This window comes from Microbacterium petrolearium (assembly GCF_054782875.1).
In genome coordinates, this window is the sequence record NZ_BAAGRQ010000001.1 from 158,398 (window position 1) to 172,310 (window position 13,913).

At 73.3% G+C, this 13,913-nt stretch carries 17 protein-coding genes; 15 read left to right on the plus strand and 2 right to left on the minus strand.

The annotated features are described in order from the left end of the window. Window positions 1-53: 53 nt before the first annotated feature. The 6 genes from ACYVJ0_RS00745 to ACYVJ0_RS00770 all read left to right on the plus strand — a co-directional run bounded on the left by ACYVJ0_RS00745 (window position 54) and on the right by ACYVJ0_RS00770 (window position 4,828). Window positions 54-416, plus strand: a complete 363-nt coding sequence (locus ACYVJ0_RS00745) for a YraN family protein (protein ID WP_449853275.1) — start codon at window positions 54-56, stop codon at window positions 414-416. Then, window positions 413-1,930, plus strand: a complete 1,518-nt coding sequence (locus tag ACYVJ0_RS00750; protein ID WP_460815338.1) for a YifB family Mg chelatase-like AAA ATPase — start codon at window positions 413-415, stop codon at window positions 1,928-1,930. The genes ACYVJ0_RS00745 and ACYVJ0_RS00750 overlap by 4 nt, the downstream gene beginning before the upstream one ends. Continuing rightward, window positions 1,927-3,114: a DNA-processing protein DprA gene (gene dprA / locus ACYVJ0_RS00755; RefSeq protein WP_460815340.1), complete on the plus strand. Its 1,188-nt coding sequence runs from the start codon at window positions 1,927-1,929 to the stop codon at window positions 3,112-3,114. The genes ACYVJ0_RS00750 and dprA overlap by 4 nt, the downstream gene beginning before the upstream one ends. 155 nt (window positions 3,115-3,269) lie before the next feature. Next, window positions 3,270-3,566: a hypothetical protein gene (locus ACYVJ0_RS00760; RefSeq protein ID WP_460815341.1), complete on the plus strand. Its 297-nt coding sequence runs from the start codon at window positions 3,270-3,272 to the stop codon at window positions 3,564-3,566. Next, window positions 3,563-3,856, plus strand: a complete 294-nt coding sequence (locus ACYVJ0_RS00765; protein ID WP_460815343.1) for a hypothetical protein — start codon at window positions 3,563-3,565, stop codon at window positions 3,854-3,856. Before ACYVJ0_RS00760 ends, ACYVJ0_RS00765 begins: the two co-directional genes overlap by 4 nt. 69 nt (window positions 3,857-3,925) lie before the next feature. Continuing rightward, entirely contained in the window at window positions 3,926-4,828 is a 903-nt protein-coding gene (locus ACYVJ0_RS00770; RefSeq protein WP_449853270.1) for a tyrosine recombinase XerC, read from the plus strand. Window positions 4,829-4,861: 33 nt separating this feature from the next. Here the strand turns inward: ACYVJ0_RS00770 and ACYVJ0_RS00775 are convergent, their stop codons facing one another. Further along, window positions 4,862-5,452, minus strand: a complete 591-nt coding sequence (locus ACYVJ0_RS00775; protein WP_460815344.1) for a murein hydrolase activator EnvC family protein — start codon at window positions 5,450-5,452, stop codon at window positions 4,862-4,864. Window positions 5,453-5,745: 293 nt separating this feature from the next. Here ACYVJ0_RS00775 and rpsB point away from each other — a divergent pair, with 293 nt between their 5' ends. The 9 genes from rpsB to ACYVJ0_RS00820 all read left to right on the plus strand — a co-directional run bounded on the left by rpsB (window position 5,746) and on the right by ACYVJ0_RS00820 (window position 12,769). Then, on the plus strand, window positions 5,746-6,576 hold the full coding sequence (gene rpsB / locus ACYVJ0_RS00780) for a 30S ribosomal protein S2 (RefSeq protein ID WP_460815346.1): 831 nt from the start codon (window positions 5,746-5,748) through the stop codon (window positions 6,574-6,576). A gap of 70 nt (window positions 6,577-6,646) precedes the next feature. Continuing rightward, window positions 6,647-7,474, plus strand: coding sequence for a translation elongation factor Ts (tsf, locus tag ACYVJ0_RS00785; protein WP_460815348.1), 828 nt, complete (start codon window positions 6,647-6,649; stop codon window positions 7,472-7,474). Window positions 7,475-7,618: 144 nt separating this feature from the next. Continuing rightward, on the plus strand, window positions 7,619-8,335 hold the full coding sequence (gene pyrH, locus ACYVJ0_RS00790; protein ID WP_460815350.1) for a UMP kinase: 717 nt from the start codon (window positions 7,619-7,621) through the stop codon (window positions 8,333-8,335). A 93-nt stretch (window positions 8,336-8,428) separates the two neighbouring features. Further along, the gene (gene frr, locus ACYVJ0_RS00795; RefSeq protein ID WP_449853265.1) at window positions 8,429-8,983 is read left to right on the plus strand and encodes a ribosome recycling factor; all 555 of its coding nucleotides are present in this window, start codon (window positions 8,429-8,431) and stop codon (window positions 8,981-8,983) included. Window positions 8,984-8,992: 9 nt separating this feature from the next. Further along, window positions 8,993-10,042 carry a phosphatidate cytidylyltransferase gene (locus ACYVJ0_RS00800; protein ID WP_460815351.1) on the plus strand — a complete coding sequence of 350 codons (1,050 nt, stop codon included), beginning with the start codon at window positions 8,993-8,995 and terminating at the stop codon, window positions 10,040-10,042. A gap of 57 nt (window positions 10,043-10,099) precedes the next feature. Then, window positions 10,100-10,978 (plus strand): DivIVA domain-containing protein, encoded by an 879-nt coding sequence (locus ACYVJ0_RS00805; RefSeq protein WP_460815353.1) that lies wholly within the window; start codon window positions 10,100-10,102, stop codon window positions 10,976-10,978. 52 nt (window positions 10,979-11,030) lie between these two features. Next, window positions 11,031-11,720 (plus strand): aggregation-promoting factor C-terminal-like domain-containing protein, encoded by a 690-nt coding sequence (locus ACYVJ0_RS00810; protein ID WP_460815355.1) that lies wholly within the window; start codon window positions 11,031-11,033, stop codon window positions 11,718-11,720. Between the two features lie 3 nt (window positions 11,721-11,723). After that, window positions 11,724-12,029: a hypothetical protein gene (locus ACYVJ0_RS00815; protein ID WP_460815356.1), complete on the plus strand. Its 306-nt coding sequence runs from the start codon at window positions 11,724-11,726 to the stop codon at window positions 12,027-12,029. After that, on the plus strand, window positions 12,026-12,769 hold the full coding sequence (locus tag ACYVJ0_RS00820) for an alpha/beta hydrolase (protein WP_460815357.1): 744 nt from the start codon (window positions 12,026-12,028) through the stop codon (window positions 12,767-12,769). The genes ACYVJ0_RS00815 and ACYVJ0_RS00820 overlap by 4 nt, the downstream gene beginning before the upstream one ends. Before the next feature lie 9 nt (window positions 12,770-12,778). Here the strand turns inward: ACYVJ0_RS00820 and ACYVJ0_RS00825 are convergent, their stop codons facing one another. After that, complete coding sequence (locus tag ACYVJ0_RS00825; RefSeq protein ID WP_449853260.1) at window positions 12,779-13,828, minus strand: AI-2E family transporter; 1,050 nt, start codon at window positions 13,826-13,828, stop codon at window positions 12,779-12,781. Between the last annotated feature and the right edge of the window lie 85 nt (window positions 13,829-13,913).

A 13,913-nucleotide genomic window follows, 5' to 3' on the forward strand; every position in this document is an offset into this window, starting at 1 on the left:
CATCCTGCGTCGTTCCGCCCCGGCGGGCCCCTGCGCTCCACGACGCTGGGCGCATGGCACGCAAGGACGAACTGGGACGGGCGGGTGAGGAGCGCGCGGCGGCGCACCTGAGGGCGCGCGGCTACGAGATCCTCGACCGCAACTGGCGCTGCGACCAGGGCGAGCTCGACATCGTCGCGCTGCACGACGACGGAGTCGTCGCGGTGGAGGTGAAGACGCGCACCGGCACCCGGTTCGGGCACCCCTTCGAGGCCGTGGACGAGCGCAAGCTGCAGCGGCTGTGGCGCCTCGCCTACGCGTGGCGCCGCGCGCACCCGGCGCTCGCGCGGGGGCGCCGCCTGCGGGTGGACGTCATCGCGTTGATCGGGCCCGACCCCGCGGCGGCGCGGATCGAGCACGCCGAGGGGCTGTGGTGAGCGTCGCACGCACGTGGGCCGTGGCGCTGAACGGCCTGCGCGGCGCGCTGGTGGAGGTCGAGGCCGACGTCACCTCGCACACGCCGGAGTTCCGGATCATCGGCCTGCCGGACAAGACGCTCGGCGAGGCGGCGCGTCGGGTGGTGAGCGCGTGCGAGAACAGCGCCCTGCCGCTGCCGCGCCAGCGCATCACGGTGAACCTGTCGCCGGCGGCGCTGCCGAAGCACGGCTCGGCCTTCGACCTGGGCGTCGCGGTCGCCGCGCTCGCGATCGAGGGCGTCGTCGAGGCGGCGTCGATCGCCCGCACGGTGCACCTGGGCGAGCTCGGGCTCGACGGGCGGCTGCGCCCGGTGCCCGGCGTGCTGCCGGCCGTCCGCGCGGCCGCCTCGCGCGGCTTCGAGCGCGTGGTCGTGCCGCACGCCAACCGCGCCGAGGCGGAGCTGGTGCCGGGCGTCGAGGTGGTGGCCGCCGCCTCGCTCGCCGAAGTGGCCGCCCGGCACGGCGCCGAGATCGAGGTGCCCGACGTCGTGCCCGTGCGCCCCGACCGCCGGCCGGCGGGCCGCGACGAGACGGGGGACCTCAGCGAGGTGGTGGGGCAGCGGGAGGCCGTCGAGTCGCTCATCGTCGCGGCGGCCGGGGGCCATCACCTGCTGATGACCGGCCCGCCGGGCGCCGGCAAGACGATGCTCGCCAGCCGCCTGCCCGGCATCCTGCCGCCGCTCGACGACGAGGCGGCCCTCGAGGTGGCGGCGCTGCGCTCGCTGGCGGGGGAGGAGGTCGAGGGTCTGTCCCGGCGGCCTCCGTTCGAGGCTCCGCATCACAGCGCCACGCCCGCGGCACTCGTCGGCGGGGGATCGCGCACGGCGCGACCGGGGGCGATCTCGCGCGCGAGCCGGGGCGTGCTGTTCATCGACGAGGCGAACGAGTCGCGCGCGGGGCTGCTCGACGCGCTGCGTCAGCCGCTGGAGCGCGGACGGATCGACATCCACCGCGCGGGGTTCACGGCCAGCTATCCCGCCCGCTTCCAGCCGGTGCTCGCGACGAACCCCTGCCCGTGCGGCGAGTTCGGGGTGCGCGGCGGCACGTGCGTGTGCGCGCCGAGCGTGGTGCGCACCTATCAGCGCAAGCTGTCGGGACCGCTGCTGGACCGCATCGACATCGAGCTGCACCTCACGCGGGTCACCGCCGCATCGGGGCGCGGAGACGTGTCGTCGGCCGCCGCGCGGGAGCGGGTCGTGGCGGCCCGCGAGCGCGCGGCGCAGCGGCTGCGCGGCACGCCGTGGCGCGTCAACGCCGACGTGCCGGGCGCGTGGCTGCGCGGCGACGGCCCGCCGATCCCGCCGTCGGCGCGGGGATCGCTCGATGCCGCGCTGCGCCGCGGCGCCATCACCCTGCGGGCCTACGACCGGATCCTGCGCGTCGCGTGGACGATCGCCGATCTCGCCGAGCGGGAGGTGCCCACGGCGGCCGACGTGGGGCGCGCGCTGTACCTGAAACGAGGGGGAGAGTCATGAGCGGCATCCTGCAGGAGCGCTCCGTGCGCGAGGCGGCCGAGCGGATGTGGCCGCACGCAGGCGACGACGCGCGCCGGACGCGCATCGCGCGCGCGGCGTGGTCCGTCCTCGCCGAGCCCGGCGACGGACCGGCCGGTCGGCTCGTCGCCGCCCTGGGGCCGGTGCGCGCCCTGTGCGCGATCGGCCGATCCGAGGGGCCGCCCTCCGGCTTCGACAGCGAGGCGTGGCGCGCGGCGGTGATGCGCTGGCGGCCGCGGCTGGCCGAGGGCGCGCGGCTCGTCGCGGCGGCGCTCGGCACGGCCGCGCAGCGCGGCCTCACGCTGCTCACCCCCGAGGACGACGACGCGTGGCCGACGCAGCTGGCGGATCTCGGCGACCACGCGCCCGCGGCGCTGTGGGTGCGCGGCGATCCCGGGGTGCTCAGGAGCCTCGAGCGCGCCGCGGCGATCGTGGGCGCCCGCGCCGCGAGCGGGTACGGTGAGCACGTCGCGACGGAGCTCGCCGGCGACCTCGCCCTCGACGGCATCCCCGTCGTCTCGGGTGCCGCGTACGGCATCGACGGGGCCGCGCACCGTGCCGCCCTCCGCGAGCGGGGCGCCACCGTGGCGGTGCTCGCGGGCGGCGTGGACCGCGTGTACCCCGCGGGCCACGCGCATCTGCTCGGCAGCATCGCCGAGTCGGGCGCGGTCGTGAGCGAGGTGGCGCCCGGCACGCCGCCCACGAAGTTCCGCTTCCTCATGCGGAACCGGCTCATCGCGTGCCTGACGGGGGCGACCGTCGTGGTCGAGGCCGGCTGGTTCAGCGGATCGCTCAACACGGCGTCGCACGCCGCGAGCCTGGGCCGCCCGCTGGGAGCCGTGCCGGGGTCGATCGTGTCGGCGACCTCGGCGGGGTGCCATCGCCTGCTGCGGGAGTTCGACGCCGTCTGCATCACCGGTGCGGCCGACGTCAAGGAGCTGCTGGGCGTCGGCCCGGCCGCGGAAGGGGGCGCCGGCGGCGCGCGCGAGGACCCGACCGTCACGCGCGTCGCCGACGCCCTCGGCACACGCTCCTGGCGCACGGCCGACGAGGTCGCGCTCGGCAGCGGCGTCGCGGTCGCCGAGGTGGAGGCGGCGCTGGGCGTGCTCGCGCTGGAGGGTCGCGCCGAGCGCGACGGCTCGGCCTGGCGTTTGGCGGCGCGGTGAGGTCCGGGTGCGCGTGGGGTCGGCCGGATCGGCGCGCGTCCTTCTACGCGGGTCGCGCGCCCGGTGCAACCCCGTTGCCGATGGGGGGTCCGCGTCGTGAAGTGGGGACGCGGGGCGCGGTCCGCGCCCGCGGACCGATACGGGGAGGAACGCGCATGAGCGACGACGGCCAGACCTTCGACCCACAGACCCTCGAACCTCGGTCTCTGGACCCGCGGGGTGCGCCGGGGCCCGAGGAGGCACGGGGCGGCGCGGAAGGGCCGACGGGCAGCGACGGGCAGCTCGGCGCCGACGCGCCGAGCGGCGACGCGGGACTTGCCGGTGCCCATGAGGTGGGCGAGGGCGCGATGCCCGGAGGGGCCGACAGTCCGAGCGACGTGTACGGCGACGACGGTCTGTACGACGACGGTCTGGGCCCCGAAGCCCCGGACGAGGAGGAGGGCCAGCTGTGACCGACGACACCATGGGCGAGCCCCTGCCCGAGGAGCGCGACGGCGAGGCCACGACCGACGAGGCGGCGCTGCGCGACGCCGCGGAGTACAACCGGATCGCGACGGAGCAGGGGGTGGCCGACCCCGGCGGCTTCCCGGCGCCGGAGTCCGGAGGCGCGGACGTGAACGACGTGCCGGATCGTCCGGACGCGGTCGAATCGTCGCTCGAGTCGGCAGCCGACGACGAGGACCCGCTGGCGCCCGACGACCGCGCGGACGACGCCGTCGAGGAGCTCGGCCCGCCCCAGTAGCGGATCGGCTCGCGCGGCTGAGCCGCGGGTCGCGCCGCGCACGTCGGACGGGCGCGGCATGCTGGAGGCATGCAGCTGGAGCGGGCCGTCGAGGCGTTCGCGGCGCACCTCGAGCGGGTGCGTCGCCTGTCGCCCGCGACCGTGCGCGCATACCGGAACGACCTGCGCGACCTGCGCGCCACGCTCGGCGACCTCGAGATCGGCGAGATCGACCTCGAGCACCTGCGCGAGTGGCAGTGGGCTGCCACCCGGCGCGGCGACGCACGCTCGACGCTCGCGCGGCGCACGTCGTCGGCGCGCGCGTTCTTCGGGTGGGCGCGCGAGGAGGGGCTCGTGGAGGTCGATCCCAGCCTGCGCCTCGTCTCGCCCAAGCGCGGCCGCACGCTGCCCCAGGTCGCGGCGGCCGACGCGCTCGGTGAGGTGCTCGAGCGCGCGGCCGCGGCCGCCGCCGACGGCGACCCCCTGGCCCTGCGCGATCACGCGGCTCTCGAGCTGCTGTACGGGGCGGGCATCCGCGTGTCGGAGCTGTGCGGCCTCGATGTCGACGATCTCGACGGCGAACGCGCGACCGTGCGCGTGCTGGGCAAAGGGGCCAAGGAACGCGTCGTCCCGTTCGGCGCGCCGGCGGGCCGCGCCCTGTCCGCCTACCTCACGCGCGGGCGGCCCGTGCTCGCGGCACGGGCGGACGATGCGACGCCCGCCCTGTTCCTCGGGGCGCGCGGCCGCCGCGTGGGCCCCCGCGCGGTCTACGACGTCGTGACCCGCCACGTCGGGCCGGCCGTCGGCTCCTCGGCCGTCGGGCCGCACGCCCTGCGGCACTCCGCGGCCACGCACCTGCTCGACGGGGGCGCCGACCTGCGGGCCGTGCAGGAGATCCTCGGTCACGCGAGCCTCGGCACGACGCAGATCTACACGCACGTCTCGTCCGAGCGGCTGCGTGCCGCCTACGCGCTCGCCCATCCGCGGGCCTGAGACGCCGCCAGGGGGCGGGCCCGAGCCGTCGCCTCAGCAGCAGGGCAGCAGCACCGCCCGGGGCACGCCGCCCAGCAGCAGCAGCGGATTGACGTACGCCCCCTGCAGCCGCACCCCGAAGTGCACCGACCCCGCCGGAGCGTGCCCGCCCGTGGCCACCGTGCCCACGACGTCCCCGCGCGTCACGGCGTCGCCGGCGGAGAGGTCGGTGACGACCGGCTCGAACGTGGTGACGAGCCCGTCGCCGTGGTCGATCGTGATCACCGGCCGGTCGACCACGACGCCCACGAAGGCGACGGTGCCCGACGCGGGCGATCTCACCTCTCCGCCGGCGGCGAGGTCGATGCCGCGGTGGCCGGGGCCGTAGGCGTGCGGGGGCGCGACATAGGGTGCGACGATGCGCACGGGGGCGACGGGCCACTCCCAGCGCTCGCGCGTGGGGATCTCGGAGGCGCCCGTCTCGGCGGACACGACGATGCGGGCCGGTGTGCTCGGCTCCGGACCGCGCGCCGCGGCGACCGTGGAGGCCCGGTCGAGGGCGGCCGGCGGCATCGCCCCGGCGGGGGTCGCCGAGACGAGCACGATGAGGGCGGAGAGGACGAGTGCGGCGGCGATTCGGGACATGGATCCCACGATCCGCGGGGACGGGGAGGCGCGGGGCGCGGGAGCCCGGATTGTGGACGAATCGCGCGGTTTCGCCGCCTGTGGACGGGGCGGAACGCCGCGCGGCGCCGGCCCCGCTGCTGGTATGCTGGCAGGGCACCTCGCTGAGTCGGGGTGACTTCGCGTGTCCACAGCGATCTCGATCGCGGCGCATCGCTCCCCACGGTCCCTCGGAAGAGGGCGGGAGCGCGTCGGGCACCAGGCTCGCCGGCCGACCGGTCCGGCAGAACAACCGCAACAGAAGGAGAACGGCCATGGCCGTCGTCACCATTCGCCAGCTGCTCGACAGCGGCGTCCACTTCGGACACCAGACCCGCCGGTGGAACCCGAAGGTCAAGCGCTTCATCCTCACGGAGCGCTCGGGCATCCACATCATCGACCTGCAGCAGTCGCTCGCCTACATCGACAAGGCGTACGACTTCGTCAAGGAGACGGTCGCCCGCGGCGGCACCGTGCTCTTCGTCGGCACGAAGAAGCAGGCGCAGGAGGTGCTCGCCGAGCAGGCCACCCGCGTCGGCCAGCCCTACGTCAACGAGCGCTGGCTCGGTGGTCTGCTGACCAACTTCCAGACCGTCTCGAAGCGCCTCGCCCGCATGAAGGAGCTCGAGGAGCTCGACTACGACAACCCCGCCGAGTCGGGCTTCACGAAGAAGGAGCTCCTTCTCAAGAAGCGCGAGCTCGACAAGCTGCACAAGTCGCTCGGCGGCATCCGCAACCTCACCAAGACGCCGTCGGCCCTGTGGGTCGTCGACGCCAAGCGCGAGCACCTCGCGATCGACGAGGCCAAGAAGCTGGGCATCCCGGTGATCGGCATCCTCGACACGAACGTCGACCCCGACGACCTGCAGTTCCCGATCCCGGGCAACGACGACGCGATCCGCTCGGTGTCGCTGCTGACGCGCATCATCGCCGACGCCGCGGCCGAGGGCCTGCAGCAGAAGCACAACCCCGAGGCGGGCGACGCCGAGCCGCTCGCCGAGTGGGAGCAGGAGCTCCTCTCGGGCGAGACCGAGGCCCCCGCGGCCGCGGCCGCGGCCACCGAGGCTCCTGCCGACGCCGCCGCCGAGGCAGCCCCCGCCGAGTAATTCTCCCGATCCGCCGGTCCCGCACGGGGCCGGCGGATCACCCGAAACGAACCAAGGAGAGCCAGGACACATGGCCAACTTCAGCATCGCCGACATCAAGGCCCTGCGCGAGCAGCTCGGCACGGGCATGGTCGACACCAAGAAGGCGCTCGAGGAGGCCGACGGCAACGTCGAGAAGGCCATCGAGATCCTCCGCCTGAAGGGTGCGAAGGGCAACGCCAAGCGCGCCGACCGCGCCACCAGCGAGGGCCTCGTGGTCGCTCGCGAGCAGGACGGCAAGGCGACGCTCATCGAGCTCGCGTGCGAGACCGACTTCGTCGCGAAGAACGACCGCTTCATCGCGCTGGCCGAGAAGGTGGCCGACGCGGTCGCCGCCGCGGCCGCCGAGAACGTCGAGGCGGCGCTGGCCGCGTCGGCCGGCGAGCAGACCGTCGACCAGCTGATCGCCGACGAGGCCGCCATCATCGGCGAGAAGGTGGAGCTGCGCCGTGTCGCCACGCTCAGCGGCGACGCGTTCCAGGTGTACCTGCACAAGACGAGCAAGGACCTGCCGCCGCAGGTCGGCGTCGTCGTGGCCTACTCGGGCGACGACGCCGAGACGGCGCGCAGCATCGCGCAGCACATCTCGTTCGCCGACCCGGCGTACCTGACGCGCGACGAGGTTCCGGCCGAGGTCGTCGAGAAGGAGCGCGACATCGTCACCGAGATCTCGCGCAACGAGGGCAAGCCCGAGGCCGCCTTGCCGAAGATCGTCGAGGGCCGCGTGAACGCGTTCTTCAAGCAGGTCGTGCTGCTCGACCAGCCGTACGCGAAGGACAACAAGCTGTCGATCGAGCAGGTCGCGAAGGACGCCGGGATCACGATCACCGGCTTCGCCCGCTTCAAGGTCGGCGCGTAAGCACCACGAGGGGGCTCGGATCCGCGGGATCCGGGCCCCCTTCCCATGCCCGGGGCGCCGCTCACGGGCTCGGCACAGGGTCAGCCGATCGCATCGCGATACGGTGAGAGACGGCACAGCGACAGCCGGTACAGGAGAGACAACATGCGAGAGAGCACCGGGCGCCGCCGCGTCCTTCTGAAGCTGTCGGGAGAGGCGTTCGGCGGGGGTCAGCTGGGTGTGAACCCGGATGTCGTCAGCCAGATCGCGCGCGAGATCGCCGCCGCCACCGAGTCGGTCGAGATCGCGATCGTCGTCGGCGGTGGCAACTTCTTCCGCGGCGCGGAGCTCAGCCAGCGCGGCATGGACCGCGGGCGCGCCGACTACATGGGCATGCTCGGCACGGTCATGAACGCGCTCGCCCTGCAGGACTTCCTCGAGCAGGCCGGCGCCGCCACGCGCGTGCAGTCGGCGATCGAGATGACGCAGGTCGCCGAGCCGTACATCCCGCGCCGCGCCGAGCGCCACCTCGAGAAGGGCCGCGTCGTGATCTTCGGCGCGGGCGCCGGCCTGCCGTACTTCTCCACCGACACCGTGGCCGCCCAGCGTGCGCTCGAGATCCGCGCGAGCGAGGTGCTCGTGGCCAAGAACGGCGTGGACGGCGTCTACACCGCCGATCCGCGCACCGACCCCACCGCCACGCGACTGGATCGCGTCACGTACGGCGACGCGCTGCAGCGCGGACTCAAGGTGGTCGACTCCACGGCGTTCAGCCTGTGCATGGACAACGGCATGGACATGCGGGTGTTCGGCATGGAGCCGACCGGCAACGTCACCAAGGCGCTGCTCGGCGAGGAGATCGGCACGATCGTCACCGCCTGATCCGCACGGATCCGCGCCGAGGGCGCATTCGCGGGGGCGAGGGCGCCCCGCGACTAGACTCGACCCCAGTTCCCACGACGAATGGAGTGACCCGTGATCGCGGATGTCATGACCGAGGCGACCGAGCGCATGGACCGCGCCGTCGATGCCGCGAAGGAGGACTTCGCCACCGTCCGCACCGGACGCGCCAATCCGCAGCTGTTCCAGCGGCTGATGGTCGACTACTACGGCACGCCCACGCCGCTGCAGCAGCTGGCCTCGCTGCAGAACCCCGAGGCGCGCACGCTCATCGTCACGCCGTACGACAAGTCGGCGCTGAAGGCGATCGAGGACGCGATCCGCGACATGCCGAACCTCGGGGCGAACCCGACCAACGACGGCAACATCGTGCGCATCACGATGCCCGAACTGACCGCCGAGCGCCGCAAGGAGTACGTCAAGCTCGTCAAGGCGAAGGCCGAAGACGCCAAGGTGCGCATCCGCGGCATCCGCCGGCAGATCAAGGACGACCTCGACGCGCTGAAGGACGAGATCGGCGAGGACGACATCGCCCGCGCCGAGAAGGAGCTCGACGCGCTGACCAAGGCCCACGTCGACCAGGTCGACGAGGCGCTGAAGCACAAAGAGGCCGAGCTCCTCGAGGTCTGAGGCCGGCAGATGACCGACTCTCCCGACGACGCCGCCGTCACGCCGCGCACCCGCCGCGAGGCCGCGGCGCGCCGTGACGACGCGGTGCCGCCGACCGTCGTCCCCGGACGCGTCGAGGGGCGCGATCCGCACGAGCACGCGCGGGCGCACCTGGAGCACGCGCGCGACCAGCTGGGGCACGCCCGCGAGCAGTTCGAGGCGACGAACGAGCGCATCAAGGCGCGCACGGGCCGCGATCTGCTCCTCGCGATCCTCACGGGCCTGGTGCTCGGGGCGCTCGTGCTCGCCTCGCTGCTGTTCGTGAAGTGGACCTTCGTCCTCGTCGCCGTCGCGGGCGCCGGACTCGGCACCTTCGAGCTGGTGCGCGCCATGCAGGCGGGCGGCCGTCGCGTCGACGTCGCACCGCAGCTGATCGCGGTCCCGCTCATCCTGCTTCCCGCGTACGCGTCGGAGCACTGGCTGCACTGGACGGCCCTGTTCGCCGCGGTGTTCCTCATCGTCGTGTGGCGGCTGCTCGGGCAGATGGCGGCGCGCGATGGCCGGACCTACGGCGACGTGCTGGGCGACGTCCTCGCATCGGGCCTCGTTCCCGTGTACGTGTCGCTGCTCGCGAGCCTCGCGCTGGCGCTGCTGCGCCAGCCGGACGGCGAGTGGTGGGTGCTGGCGTTCCTCATCGCGGTGATCGCCGCCGACACGGGCGCCTACGCGGCCGGCCTCGCGTTCGGACGCCATCCGATGGCCCCGCGCATCAGCCCCAAGAAGACCTGGGAGGGCTTCGCCGGCGCGGCCCTCGCCGCGCTGACCGCCGGTGCGCTGCTCGCGCAGTTCATGCTGGGGATGCCGTGGTGGACGGGGCTCGTCTTCGGCGCCGTCATCCTCGGCACGGCCACGGTGGGCGACCTGGGCGAGTCGATGCTCAAGCGCGACCTGGGCATCAAGGACATGAGCTCGTGGCTGCCGGGCCACGGCGGCGTGCTCGACCGGCTCGACAGCATCCTGCTCTCGGCCGCGGCGGCGTACGCGCTGCACGCGCTGCTCTCGCCGCTGGGCGGGATGTGAGTCCGCATGCGCAGGAGCGACGGGCCGGCGGACGGACGGGATGACACGGAGGCGGATGTGACGCACGAGACCGAGGCGGCCGACACGACGGGTGCGCAGCCCGTCATCGGCGGCGTGACGGCGCTGCTCCACGTGATGGGCGACGAGCGGGCGACGCCCGGTGATGAGCCGGGCACGTCCGGGTCGCACGCGCCCACCGCGCCGGAGGCGTTCGACGAGACCTTCGGGGAACCGGCGCCCGCGGCGGCACACGATCAGGCGCCCACGGCGCGGCTGGCGGGACACGACCCGGTGGCGGCACCGGCCGCGCCGGACCCGCGGGACGCGCCCGCGGATGCCGCGGCGTCCGTCTCGGCCGATCCCGACGATGCGGCATCTCCCACCGGGGGTGGCAAGCCCCTGCCCTTCCCCGTGATGCACGGTCGCGAGCGCGGCTACCGCCGCGACGCCGTCGAGGCGTTCATGGCGCGGGCGCGCGAGGCGTTCGAGCGCGGCGACGACACCGTCGACGCGCGCGCCGTGCGTCAGGCGGGCTTCCCGCTCGTGCGCGGCGGCTACCAGATCGCCGCGGTCGATGCGGCGCTGGGGCGGATCGAGGACGCGTTCGCGGCACGCGAGCGACAGGCGGCGATCGCGGCGGAGGGACCCGAGGCCTGGGTCGAGCGCGCGCGTGCCGAGGCGCAGGTGATCCTCGAGCGGCTGGCCCGACCCGCCGGCCGCCGCTTCGATCGCGTCGGCCCGCTCTCGTTCGGCTACGCGCCCAAGGAGGTCGACATCGTCGCCGACCGGATCAGCGCGTTCCTGCAGGACGGCGACCCTCTCACGGCGGAGCAGGTGCGCTCGGCAGCCTTCCGCATGTCGCGCGGCGGCTACCGCGAGGAGCAGGTCGACGCCCTGCTCGATGCCGTGGTCGACGTCATCCTCGCCGTGCGCTGATACGCGGATCAGATCACGGAACCGTAACGACCCTGGTACAGTAGGCCCCACTGTGACTTCCACACCCGAACCTCCCACCCGAAAGACGCTGTCGCGGCGCGAGACGCGAGCCCTCGTCGCGCGCGCCGTCGCCGAGCCGTCGCGCCCGGCCGCGGCGTGGACCGCCAAGCGCGCCGTCGCGAGCGTGATCGCCGGCGCCGCCGCCGTCGGATTCCTGGCGTCATACCTGGCGCCCACGGTCGCCGCCATGGCGGAGCCGGGGGAGGACGACGTCACGACGGCCTACGCCGAGACGGTGGCGGACGCGCAGATCTTCAACTCTCCTGCCAAGCTCGAGGCGAACGCGCTCGGATCGGTTGACTACGAGATCTACGTCACACCGACGCCCACGCCCACACCAACGCCGACTGCAGCGAGTGCGGCTCTTCCCGACGTCGCGAGCATTCTTGGCCCGCCGCCGTACACAGGCGGTGGCAGCAAGGAGGAGTGGATGGCAGCTGCGGGGATCCCGCAGGCTGATTGGCCGTACGTTGACTCGATCGTGTCGCGCGAGAGTGGCTGGAACCCGAACGCGACTAATTCTTCGTCTGGAGCGTGTGGCCTGGTTCAGGTGTACCCGTGCGGCAAGCTAGCAAACGCCTACGATCCGGTGGTCAACCTCACGTGGGCAAATGGCTATGCCAACAAGTACGGCGGATGGGCCGGCGCCTACGCCTTCTGGCAGTCAAACCACTGGTGGTGAGTCGTGCCGAGGTCGAATCGCCCGCGAGGGCGTCGGCCCGGCGATGACGACGAGCCGGGCGACGCCTCGTTCGCGCGCCTGCTCGCCGGCTGGAAGCGGACCGAGACGCGCCGCGGTCGCGATTACACCGTGCAGCCGGTGACCGGCGCGCGCACCGAGAAGACGTACACGTGCCCCGGCTGCGCCCAGACCATCGAGGTCGGCACGCCCCACGTCGTCGTGTGGCGCGAGGACGGGATCCTCGGGCCGCAGGCGGATCTGGCCGCACGGCGTCATTGGCACAACCACTGCTGGAGGATCCACGGATGACCGACGCGACCGCCGAGACCGAGCCGACCGAGATCCGCGGAGCCACGCTGCTGCCCGCGCGCCGCGAGGACATCGAGCTGCGCACCGAGGACGGGCTCACCCTCGTGGGCGAGCTGTCGCTGCCGGCCGAGCGCGAGCCCGTCGCGACCCTCGTGACGCTGCACCCGCTGCCCACCGCGGGCGGCTTCATGGACTCGCACATCATCCGCAAGGCCGCCGCGCGCCTGCCCGCCCTCGCCGACCTCGCCGTGCTGCGCTTCAACACGCGCGGCACGACCTCGCCGCGCGGCACGAGCGAGGGGGCCTTCGCCGAGGGCGTCGACGAGCGCCTCGACGTGGCGGCCGCGATGGCCTTCGTCGCTGAGCGCGGGCTGCCGGATCCGTGGATCGTCGGCTGGTCGTTCGGCACCGAGCTGGCGCTCAAGTACGGCCGCGAGCACGACATCCGGGGCATGGTGCTGCTCTCGCCGCCGCTGCACCGCGCGACGGACGACGACCTGCGCGCGTGGAACGGCGATCCGCGCCCGATCGTGGCGCTCATCCCGGAGCACGACGACTTCCTGCGGCCCGCGGAGGCCGCGCGGCGCTTCGCCGTGGCGCCGGGAATCCGACTCATCGACGTCGAGGACGGCAAGCACCTGTGGGTGGGCGAGAAGCAGACCTACCGCGTGCTCACCGAGATCGTGAACGTCGTGAACCCGGGCGCGCTGCCGCTGCCGACCACCTGGCCCACCGACTGAGGCGAGGCGTCAGCGCTCGTTCATGCGCGGGATGACGACCTGGCGGTAGATGATCAGCACACTCGCCGCCACGGGGATCGCGATGAGCGCGCCGAGCAGGCCCAGCAGCGCGCCGCCGGCGAGGGCCGCGACGACGACCACGCCGCCGGGCACCGACACGGCCCGGCTCATGACGCGCGGCGAGACGACGTACGCCTCGATCTGCATGTAGATGAGGTAGTAGATGGCGGCGATCAGCGCCGTGGTGGGCGATCCCAGCCCCGGGACGAGGCACGTCAGCACGATGATCGTCGAGGCCGAGATGGTGCCGACGAGCGGGATCAGCGAGCCGAGGAACGCGACGACGGCGAGCACGGCGGGGAACGGCGCGTCGATGATCGACAGGAAGATCGCGCTCAGCACGCCGTTGATGATGCCCAGCGTCACCTGGCCCATGACGTAGTAGCCGACGGAGTCGGTGATCTGGTCGGCGAGGACGATGAACGACTCCCGCTTCGAGGCGGGGACGAGCTGGTAGACGGCGCTCTTGAGCGAGGGCGTCGAGGCGGTGAGGTAGATCGTCAGGATGATGACGATGAACGCGCCGAAGAGCCCGCTCACCACGCCCACAGTGGCCCCGAGGACGCCCTCGCTGATGGTCGTGATGTTGTCGAGCAGCCACTGGTTGATGTTCGCGAAGATGTCGTCGATCGCCAGGCCCGGGAACATCTGGTCGAGCGACGCGCGGATGTCGGTCTGCCACGTGCCCCGGTTCACCAGCCGGGTGATCTGCGTCACGAGCTGCGAGATCTGCTGGATGAGCGTGGGCAGGATGATCCACACGATCCCCGCGAACAGGCCCAGCACGAGGATGAGGGTGATGAGCACCGCCGCCCAGCGCGGCAGCCGACGCCGCTCGAGCCACGACACGAGGGGATCGAGCCCGAGGGAGATGAACAGCGCCGTGCCGACGTAGAGCAGGATCGTCGACAGCGACTGCACGCTCTGGATCAGGAGCACGCCCAGTCCCACGCCGAGGGTCGCCACGAGCGCCACGCGGAACGGGTTGTGGATCTTCATGTGTCTCCTTCTCGGGTGCCCTCGTCACAGGATAGGGTCACGGGGACCCGCGGCCCGGCAGGACGGGCCGCGCGCTCCCGGGGGA

What these genes read in the sequence shown, in the direction of transcription:
- rpsB (WP_460815346.1), top strand. Translation starts at nt 5,746, where the DNA reads ATGGCCGTCGTCACCATTCGCCAGCTGCTCGACAGCGGCGTCCACTTC.
- ACYVJ0_RS00825 (WP_449853260.1), bottom strand. Translation starts at nt 13,828, where the DNA reads ATGAAGATCCACAACCCGTTCCGCGTGGCGCTCGTGGCGACCCTCGGC.
- ACYVJ0_RS00760 (WP_460815341.1), top strand. Translation starts at nt 3,270, where the DNA reads ATGAGCGACGACGGCCAGACCTTCGACCCACAGACCCTCGAACCTCGG.
- ACYVJ0_RS00800 (WP_460815351.1), top strand. Translation starts at nt 8,993, where the DNA reads ATGACCGACTCTCCCGACGACGCCGCCGTCACGCCGCGCACCCGCCGC.
- ACYVJ0_RS00745 (WP_449853275.1), top strand. Translation starts at nt 54, where the DNA reads ATGGCACGCAAGGACGAACTGGGACGGGCGGGTGAGGAGCGCGCGGCG.
- ACYVJ0_RS00770 (WP_449853270.1), top strand. Translation starts at nt 3,926, where the DNA reads ATGCAGCTGGAGCGGGCCGTCGAGGCGTTCGCGGCGCACCTCGAGCGG.
- pyrH (WP_460815350.1), top strand. Translation starts at nt 7,619, where the DNA reads ATGCGAGAGAGCACCGGGCGCCGCCGCGTCCTTCTGAAGCTGTCGGGA.
- tsf (WP_460815348.1), top strand. Translation starts at nt 6,647, where the DNA reads ATGGCCAACTTCAGCATCGCCGACATCAAGGCCCTGCGCGAGCAGCTC.
- dprA (WP_460815340.1), top strand. Translation starts at nt 1,927, where the DNA reads ATGAGCGGCATCCTGCAGGAGCGCTCCGTGCGCGAGGCGGCCGAGCGG.
- ACYVJ0_RS00820 (WP_460815357.1), top strand. Translation starts at nt 12,026, where the DNA reads ATGACCGACGCGACCGCCGAGACCGAGCCGACCGAGATCCGCGGAGCC.
- ACYVJ0_RS00775 (WP_460815344.1), bottom strand. Translation starts at nt 5,452, where the DNA reads ATGTCCCGAATCGCCGCCGCACTCGTCCTCTCCGCCCTCATCGTGCTC.